This is a genomic window from Methylophaga sp. UBA2513, assembly GCF_002341285.1.
Classification (GTDB): domain Bacteria; phylum Pseudomonadota; class Gammaproteobacteria; order Nitrosococcales; family Methylophagaceae; genus Methylophaga; species Methylophaga marina.
Map to the genome: position 1 here is coordinate 49,734 of NZ_DDNT01000021.1, position 9,713 is coordinate 59,446.

At 44.2% G+C, this 9,713-nt stretch carries 5 protein-coding genes and 2 riboswitches; of the genes, 4 read left to right on the forward strand and 1 reads right to left on the reverse strand.

Going from position 1 to position 9,713, the window contains the following annotated elements:
* Positions 1-3: 3 nt before the first annotated feature.
* Positions 4-582 (reverse strand): hypothetical protein, encoded by a 579-nt coding sequence (locus B3V56_RS12780; RefSeq protein ID WP_289282955.1) that lies wholly within the window; start codon positions 580-582, stop codon positions 4-6.
* A gap of 54 nt (positions 583-636) precedes the next feature.
* Positions 637-830, reverse strand: a riboswitch (cobalamin riboswitch).
* A gap of 100 nt (positions 831-930) precedes the next feature.
* A riboswitch (cobalamin riboswitch) is annotated at positions 931-1,122 on the forward strand.
* 62 nt (positions 1,123-1,184) lie between these two features.
* Here B3V56_RS12780 and B3V56_RS12785 point away from each other — a divergent pair.
* From B3V56_RS12785 to B3V56_RS12800, 4 genes are all read left to right on the forward strand, one after another.
* Positions 1,185-3,005: a TonB-dependent receptor domain-containing protein gene (locus tag B3V56_RS12785; protein ID WP_289284364.1), complete on the forward strand. Its 1,821-nt coding sequence runs from the start codon at positions 1,185-1,187 to the stop codon at positions 3,003-3,005.
* A 129-nt stretch (positions 3,006-3,134) separates the two neighbouring features.
* The gene (locus B3V56_RS12790) at positions 3,135-4,325 is read left to right on the forward strand and encodes an O-succinylhomoserine sulfhydrylase (RefSeq protein ID WP_007144755.1); all 1,191 of its coding nucleotides are present in this window, start codon (positions 3,135-3,137) and stop codon (positions 4,323-4,325) included.
* A 108-nt stretch (positions 4,326-4,433) separates the two neighbouring features.
* Positions 4,434-6,233 (forward strand): vWA domain-containing protein, encoded by a 1,800-nt coding sequence (locus B3V56_RS12795; RefSeq protein WP_289281694.1) that lies wholly within the window; start codon positions 4,434-4,436, stop codon positions 6,231-6,233.
* The coding region (locus tag B3V56_RS12800; protein WP_289284365.1) for a hypothetical protein at positions 6,230-9,713 on the forward strand (3,484 nt) is incomplete at its 3' end. The genes B3V56_RS12795 and B3V56_RS12800, both read left to right, overlap by 4 nt.

Sequence of the window (9,713 nt, forward strand, 5' to 3'; positions counted from 1 at the left end):
TAACTACTTTTGATCAGCTTGATGTGTGGTTTTGGTGAAGTACATAGACACATGGCAAATCATGGCCACCACCAGATAAAAACTCATCACCGCCAGGTTTTTAGGGAAGTATTGAATAAAGCGTTGTGTGTATTCAGTGAATGTTGGATCAGGATAACGACCAGAGAAGAAGTAAAAACCACCACCACTAAATAGTGTGGCTGCAGTGGCGGCTACTAATACACTGCCAACAAGAGGCAATAAGGTGGCAGCATTAAATTGGTATTTCGATGCATACCAGCGTCCAGCCATCCATAAGCTGCCATAAGCAGGAATGAGAAAACCGTAAGCAGGAGACATACAGAAACTAGTGCTCAATTGACCACCACCCAACAACACACTGGTGATATCGAGACCAGCCGCCATCGCTAAAAACACGGGAAACCAGGCTGCTGAACTGAGGTAAAGACCTGCTAAGAAAAAGATAGCCCATGATGCACTGGGTAATGCATCGACAGAAGCAAAATGATGACCTCGGGTCATAAACATTAAAAGCGCTAAGAGACCAGCAATAATTAGTTGCTGAGAACGAGATAAGGTCATGATGTGATTCTCCAGTGTGCCCACCCGCACACAATAGGTTTGAATTTGCCAAGAGGCACGTTGTATTTTCAGGCCGGTCTCCGGACTCGTGAGTGTTGCCTGATAAACACCTTCCCATACAGCACTGTACAGTGGCATTAGGTTTATCTGATCTCACTTACCGTTGCGGGGGCAGTGTCGGCATTATCTATTGATGCACCGACTTCCCGTTTACTCGCGATTGCAATACCTAAAACTCGCGATAGAATAAGGATTAATACGATATATTGTCAATTTGACGTGAAGAATAAACTCTCAACTTTAATATAAGAGGATGGCGTAGGTTTGACGTATGGATGCGCAGCCATTACTATGCGCGGCTCTTCAGGTGCTCTGTTTAGGCAGAGTTAAACGGGAAGTTGGTGACAAATCCAACACTGCCCCCGCAACGGTAAGCGTTGAAAAGCACATCATTAAGCCACTGCGAATCTCGTGGGAAGGCGATGTGTCAGGCATAGCCACAACGTAAGTCCGGAGACCGGCCTGAGGTTTCATAACAACACCATAGTGTTGTGACCCTTTTAACCTTGGAGCGCGGGTGAGCGTATCCTCAGGAGACAATTATGACCTTGTTTTCAAAGGCGTTGCCTTTGCGTGCTTGCACGCGCCTTTCAGCATTTACGCTGATTTCTTCTTTACTTTCTTTACCTGCCATCGCCAGTGATGAGCTTAATTCCATTACCGTCACAGCGAATCGTATGCCTACGGAAAATGCGTTGGCGCCGACCACGGTGATTACGCGGGAGCAAATCGAAAAATTACAAATCAATGATCTTCCAACACTTTTATCAAGAACACCTGGCGTCGATATGGCAAGAAATGGTGGGCTCGGAAATAGCACGAGTTTATTCATAAGAGGTTCGAATTCAGACCATGTTCTCGTACTTGTCGATGGCGTCAAATGGTTTTCAGCGACATCAGGTGGATCGGCCTTACAACACTTTCCTGTTCAGCTTATTGATAGGATAGAAATCGTGAGAGGGCCGAGATCCGGTGTATATGGATCAGAAGCTATTGGTGGTGTTATTCAAATTTTCACCAGAAAAGGTCAGGAAGGTGAAATAAAGCCGTTTTTCTCTATCGCTACTGGAACAAAAAATACTCAAACCGCGTCAGCAGGTGTGAGTGGTGGCACCAAAAATACTAAATATAACCTTAGTTACAGTCACTTATCATCGAACGGTATTGATGTCAGAGAAACAACGGATCCAGATCATGATGGATACAGAAATAATAGTCTATCGTTCAATGTTCAGCACAAAATCACAAATGATTGGCAAGTTGGTACGACCTTATTAAGGACACAAGGTCGTGCATACTATGATGGCTCTGGTAATCCATCCAGTAAAGTTGTGGAACAAGTCGTTGGAGTCAATACAAGTATCAATATTAACGACTTATGGCTGACATCCTTTACGTTGTCAGAGTCACGAGATAAATCTCAAGCCTACGCTGACAACATCGCAGGTAATGACTTTAATACACGCCACAGAACGATAAGTTGGCTTAACACACTGACGCTGAATGAAAAAAACAAACTAAATGTAGGCATCGATTTAGATAATGACCGCGTTGATGGAGCCTATGACTATCGTGAAACATCACGAGACAATCATGCTGTGTTTGCCAGCTGGCAAGGTCAGGCAAATATTCATGACTGGATGATTAGTGCTCGCTATGATGACAATGAAGCATTCGGTGATGAGACGACTGGAACTGCTGAATGGGGTATGTCTGTAACGGATGACATCCGGTTTGTTGCAAGCGCTGGTACGGCGTTTAAAGCCCCGACCTTTAATCAGCTCTACGCCCCTGATTTTGGCTGGTTTGTCGGTAACCCAGATTTAGATGCAGAAAAGTCAAAAAATTATGGTATTGCTCTACAGTCCACGCCAAGCTGGGGAACATGGTCAGTTAATCTCTACAAAAACAAAGTAAGGGATTTATTGTCATTTCAGGGCAACACGTACGTGAATGTTGATGAAGCTGAGATAAAAGGGATTGAATTTGATGCATCAACCCAGCTGTCTGGATGGGATGTCAATTTCAACGCAGCTATTCTCGACCCAGAAGACACGGACACGGGTAATACATTAGCAAGACGAGCCAGACAATTGGCTAACATTAACCTGGATCACGCCATCAATCATCAGTGGTCTGTGGGCGGCAGTCTAAAGCTGAGAGGAAAGAGCTATGATAATGCCTCTAATACCAACCGTTTGGGTGGATATGGATTAGTTGATCTGAGAGTCGCTTACCAATTCAAACCGGAATGGACTGTCAGACTCACTGGTGAAAATATGCTCAATAAAGACTACCAGACAGCGGATACATACAATAGCCTTGGTAGAACAGTGATGTTATCTCTGAGCTATCAACCATAAAACCGACTAGGCTTCATAAAAAATACCCGAACAAGTTTCGGGTATTTTTTTGACTGAAACTCAGGATTCATCTGGTCAGTAGCCTGCTAAAAATATAGAATTGTTACATCTTTTTTATGTTGAACTCCCATGACAGATAAATATGACAATAAAGGCTTTGCTACCAAAGCCGTTCGAGTTGGTCACAAAAGAACTGCCGAGTCAGAACAGTCTGAACCTATATTCCCAACGTCCAGCTTTGTCTTCGAAAGTGCAGAGCAAGCTGCAGCACGATTTGGTGGTGATGAGCCGGGTAATATCTATTCTCGTTTTACTAATCCCACCGTTCGCACTTTTGAACAGCGTTTAGCTGCTTTGGAAGGTGGTGAGTCCTGTGTTGCTACTTCATCTGGCATGTCGGCGATTTTATCGACAATGATGGCCTTATTATCAGCCGGTGATCATATCGTTTCGTCGATGAGTATTTTCGGCACTACACGTGTGTTGTTTGATAAATATTTATCCAAGTTTGGTGTCAGCACCAGCTATGTGAAGCTGATTGATTTAGATGACTGGAAAGCCGCTATTACGCCAGAAACAAAAATGCTGTTTTTAGAAACGCCTTCTAATCCAATGAATGAAATTGCAGATTTGGAAGCGCTTTCTGAGCTTGCCAAGGCCAATGATTGTTTATTGGTTGTCGATAACTGTTTCTGTACGCCGGCATTACAAAGACCGTTGGAGTTTGGCGCTGATATCGTTGTGCATTCAGCTACAAAATACATCGATGGCCAGGGCCGTTGTATTGGTGGTGCGGTGGTTGGCGATGCTAAACGTGTTGGTGAAGACGTATATGGTTTCTTGCGTACAGCAGGACCGACGATGAGTCCATTCAATGCCTGGACCTTCCTCAAAGGTCTGGAAACCCTGGATCTCAGAATGAAAGCCCATTCTGCGTCAGCACTTGAGGTAGCAAGCTGGCTAGAGTCGCAACCTTTAGTAAGCCATGTGTTTTACTCAGGCTTACCATCGCATCCACAGCACGAATTAGCTAAGAAACAGCAGTCAGCATTTGGTGGCATTATTGCTTTTGAAATCAAAGGCGGTAAGAAGGATGCATGGTCTCTCATTAACGCTTTGGAGTGGCTGTCTATCACCGCGAACTTAGGTGATAGCAAAACGACCATCACGCATCCTGCAACAACAACACATGGACGTCTCACTGAAGAAGCACGCGCTGCAGCTGGCATCACTGATGGAATGTTACGACTCTCTATCGGCCTTGAAAGTGTGGATGATATTAAAGCGGATTTAGCCCGCGGCTTTGCTGCTATTAAATAACGGCACAAAACCTGCATAGCCCTGCCTAGATTGGAGTGGCTGTCAAAAAAATGTCTTTAAAAAGCGTAAAGACAGAAGCTGACAGCATAATGAACAAGGTAGATTGCTATGTTAGATTTCTTAAAGATCGCATTGCCATTAGCTTTGTTGGTGACTATGCCAACAAAGCTTGCACAAGCGGCTGAAACACCCAGTAGTGATGTTCGTGTTGTGATAGATGTCTCGGGCAGCATGAAAAAGAATGATCCCAAAAACCTGCGAGCACCTGCGCTGAGAATGTTAGTGGGGCTCATGCCAGATGACGCAAACTCAGGGGTTTGGACCTTTGCTAAGATGGTCAATATGCTGGTGCCATGGCAAAAAGTTGATGATGACTGGCGACAGAAAGCGATTGAAAAATCCTCAAAAATTCACTCCCTTGGTCTCTATACTAATATCGAGCTAGCCTTAGAAAAAGCCACAAAAACAGGCATAAAAAACGATCCTAAACAACGTCAAAGCTTGATTTTATTGTCTGATGGTTTTGTTGATTTACAACCAGGACAAAAAGCCAGCGAAGCCTCTCGCCAGCGCATCCTCAATGCGATTGTGCCTAGACTAAAAGCGGCGAATCTCGCCGTTCACACAATTGCCCTGTCAGATAATGCCGATCATGAACTGCTGAAAGCTATCTCAATGGAAACGGATGGCTGGTATCAACAAGCCAATACGGCTGATGATTTGCAACGTATTTTCCTTCATATGTTCGAAAAAGCCACCCAGCCAGACACTGTTCCTCTCGCTGATAATCAGTTCAAAATCGATAGCAGTGTCAATGAAATGACAGTGCTGGCTTTTCGAAAAGCAGGATCAGCAGAAACACAACTTAAAACACCCGACGGTAGAACCCTCACCGAGTTGGATCAATCAGATAAATTGCGTTGGTTACATGAAGATAGTTTTGATCTGATTACCATTGAAAACCCGGCGACGGGCGAGTGGCGAATTGATGCTCAGCTTGATCCGGATAACAGGGTAATGGTTGTCACGGATATGAAACTGGAAACCAGTGATTTACCTAATAATGTGCTGAAAGGGGAAAAGTTCGATTTTCACGCGACATTAACTGATCACGGAAAACACATTACACGAAACGATTTTCTGGAGTTGGTTGACGGCTCACTCAAACAAAATTCTGAGCTGGAAGAAAAGCAGTTGTCGATGACATTGGACCCACAAAAAAGTCAGTTTAATGCCAAATTGGGTGAGGAGTTCACCGCTGGACGTCAGGATGTGATTGTCACCTTGAAAAGTGCGACGTTTGAACGTCAGAGACGCCAAAGTATCAATGTGATAGCAGCGCCTTACTATGTTGATTCGGAACGTCTACCTGGCGATAGTCGAAGTCATCGTATACAGGTTCAGGTCGAACCAACCCTAATAAAACCAGATTCTTTGTCGATAAAAGCATTATTAAGAGAAGAAAATGGTAGCGAGTGGCCATACGAGATGCAGAAAACGGATACGAACAATTGGCAGCTGACATTAACTGAACTCACGAAAGATGCCGATTACGAATTATCGCTTCAGTTACGCGGTGAAACGCCTGAAGGACGTCCGGTTTTTTTACAAGCTGAGCCTATCACGTTGAAAGATGAATTAGCGCTTGAACCAGCTGCTGAATTATTTGATGAAGAACTTGCTCCCATTCTGGAACCGATTACAGGTGAAGATGCAGCTGACGTCGATATTATGCCCTTGGATGATGACTTGATGCTAAGCGAGGATAATGAAGAATCAGGTATCTCAATATCTGATAACACAAAACTTCTGATAGGTAATGCCATTATCTTAGCTCTACTGATAGCTGGCGTTATCTGGTGGCGAAGACAGAATGCAGCAACCGCAGCGGTGGGAGATATGCTTTGATAAATCTAACCGATCCAATGCTCGAGTTCCTGGCGTATGAACTGGCTCTGATTTTTGCTGTTATTGCTGGCATTTTATTAATAAGTAATCGAAAAAAAAGGCGGAAAGTTCATAATGCCGGCACCAACGCCGTAAAAAAAATTAAGCGGGACCAGATATCGAGAGAGCAAAATCTCAGTCAGGTTTTACATGAAAAATACGCCCTAAGTGATGAAGCGCTCAAAGCGGAAGTAAACGACTTTCTTGAGCGTGAACGTCGCATACAAAAAAGTCTTATCAAAACCTATATAGAACAGGATGATAAAGCGTTTTTAGCTATTCCTGGCCTGGTTGAGCAAGCCGTTGATGCGGCATTGAACATCGAGCCAGTTGGTTCACACGCTAAGTCTCAACAATCTGAAGAAACGGCACCAACCGCAGATGATTTACAGCAACAGATTGATCACGCGGCACAAACGATGGAACGTTTACTGAGTCAGTATCAACAACTGACAGGGGCTTCAATGGCTGCGGCAGCTGTGCTTCCAACTGAGAAAGAGGATGTTGAGATTGATGAGAGTGTGACCGAAGAGGAAACGCCAGCAGAAATTGACGAGGTACCTGAACCTCAGGAAGAGCAAACCTTTGGTGATGGCGATGAGATAAATCAGGTATTCGATGATCAGGCCGAGGTTCCATCACTCTCACCTGAGACAGATGTCAGTGAGCCAACCGAGCCTGAAGACGCAGCTGATACTGACACCCCTAATGCTGAAATACCTGCTAACAACGACTCATCTCCAGAAGAAGAGCCCATCTTATCTAATGAAGAACTGGATGCGTTATTAGACGGGGACGATTTTTCACTGGAAGATGAAAACGCAAGTGTTTCTGACCCAGACAATACAAACGAGACTAGAGAGACAGAGATTCGCAACGAGCCAGTTGATGTCGTTGAAATCAATGGTATTGCTGATGAAGCTGATTCAGTCCAACAGGAAGAGCTCACCGATGAAGAGCTTCAACGCTTTACCGAAGTCACAGATGAGATTGAAATTCCGGGGGCTGTGGATGATATTTTGTCGTCACTGCAAGACAACGAAGAGAAGCAGCAAACATCAGTTGAGACAGATTCAGATACTGAAATCGATAACGAAGATAATGAGTCTGAGCTGACACTAGATGAAACCATAACTGATGAAATTGACAGCAGTGAGGCTCAAGATGAGCAGCAACCAGTTGATGTGACTCAAGCTCTTGACGTTGAAAACGAAGCAGTCATACCGACTGAATCAGTCGATGACATTAGTAGTGACATCGACGAAGATGGTAATGAGCCTGGAGCTGTTACGCCTGATGAGTCCAAAGGCAATGATGAAAGCAATTTGGCTGACGTAGAGCCTGAGTTGTCAGAATCATCGGAGTCGTCAGCTGATATAGAAATTGACAATATTGCTGAAGAACCCATCACAACAGAAGAACAGAATTCTGAGCCAGAGCTTTCTGAAGACGAGCTGAGTCTTGAGCCCATAGATAACGATGAAGCTCCAGCAATTGATGAACCTCAACTTGAAACAGAAGCTGAAACCCCAGAGCTTGCTGAAGATAATGAACCAGAAGTATCTGACTTATCAGAGACCGAAACAGAAGTTGACAATGTTGCTGAAGAATCCACATCAACAGAAGAACTGAATTCAGAGCTTGAGAGCGATCTCACTGAAAACGAGTTGAGTGTTGAGCCGGTTGAGAGTGATGACCTATCAGCAATTGATGAACCTCAATTTGAAGCTGAAGCTGAAACCACAGCGCTCGCTGAAGATAATGAACCAGAAGTATCTGATTTACCAGAGCCCGAAACAGAAGTTGACAAGATTGCTGAAGAACTCACTTCAACAGAAGAACTGATTTCAGATACTGAGCCAACGTTTACTGAAGAGCAGCTTAATGTTGATTCTATAGATAGAGACGATATACCTACAATCGATGACCCTGTATCTGAAGTCGAGTTGCCAGAATTCAGTGAAGACAATGAAACAGAAGTATCAGATTTATCAGAGCCTGAAGCAGAAGCTGGAAGCATTGCTGAAGAATCCACATCAACAGAAGAACTGAATTCAGAGCTTGAGAACGAGCTGACTGAAAACGAATTGAATGTTGAGCCGGTAGAAAGTGATGACCTACCAGTAATAGATGAACCTCAATCTGAAGCAGAAGCTGAAACCCCAGAACTTGCTGAAGATAATGAGCCAGAAGTATCTGAACTCTCAGATCCTGAAACAGAAGAGCTGGGTTCAGAGATTGAGCAAGAACATGAGATTGCTGAAGACCAGCTTACTATTGAGCCTATAGAAAACGACGATATACCAGCAATTGATGAACTGGTTACCAATGAAAATGAAAAAGATACACAAGCACCTGTTCCTGTCGAAGATGTCCATGATGAGGACGCCGTCGCTAGTGAGAATTTCGTTGAGATAGCCGAGAAAGCGACTGATGATACTCAAGAAGAGTCAGACACTGATGAGACGCTGGCGACAACTGAGCAGGTAGAACTTGAAGAAAGTCTGGATCTAGAACCTGAACAGGCAGCAGTGGATTCTCCAGAAGCTGAAACGGCCGCTGATAACATAATAGCTGATGAGTCACAGCTGGCAGCTGAAGAGGGTGATGATGATATATCACCTGCTCATGATCTCAGTATTGAAGATGTTGAACCGCTCACAGATGATGTTATCGAACAAGTGGCATCAGCCGATGACAACGATGAGCCTTTGACTGAATCAGCGTTAGAAGAACATTTGGCTGAGGCTGATGAGGCAATTTCTGCCCTGACCGAAGATGAATCAGAGTCCACTGAGCCCGATCATTCTGCCGATTTAACGTTAGATACAGATGAGGATGATGCGGAAAGCGTTCAACCTGAAGATATATCATCACAACAGCAGTTTGAATCAGATGTAGACACAAGCTTGCCTGAAGAGGCTGAGACATCTCCGGATGAGTCGTTTGATATTATTGATGATGATGGTGAAAGCCTGCCTAGTTTTGATGATGAGCCATTAGAGAGCTCTACGCTTACATCAGACGACGATATTACAGCTGATGAAAATCATCTTGCCGAACCAATTGATGACATCCCTGAAATGGACATCACTGACGAAGAGGTTGAAGAAGTCAGTGAGCTTGATGCAACAGATGAACGTGATCAGGTTGATGATTTATCTATATTAGATGATGAATCAATGTCAGCGTCGGCGGATATTCCGAGTAAAGAATCCAGAAGCCTAAAAGACTTCTTAAAAACCGATACTCTCAATGTGAAAACCGCTTTGCCAGAAGCAAGTGATTTGGTGGAGTCGAGTCAAGTTACCGAAGATACGGCGTTATCTGTATCTGACGACGATGTGATGACATCGCCTGAAAATGACGTCATTGATGAAGATTTTGCTGGACAAACAGATTCAATAGAAGATGCTATTGCAGAGCCAGAGCCAGAGCCAG

Bases quoted from the DNA above. Each gene is read 5' to 3' on its own strand.
- B3V56_RS12785 (WP_289284364.1), top strand. From the start codon at position 1,185: ATGACCTTGTTTTCAAAGGCGTTGCCTTTGCGTGCTTGCACGCGCCTT.
- B3V56_RS12780 (WP_289282955.1), bottom strand. From the start codon at position 582: ATGACCTTATCTCGTTCTCAGCAACTAATTATTGCTGGTCTCTTAGCG.
- B3V56_RS12795 (WP_289281694.1), top strand. From the start codon at position 4,434: ATGTTAGATTTCTTAAAGATCGCATTGCCATTAGCTTTGTTGGTGACT.
- B3V56_RS12790 (WP_007144755.1), top strand. From the start codon at position 3,135: ATGACAGATAAATATGACAATAAAGGCTTTGCTACCAAAGCCGTTCGA.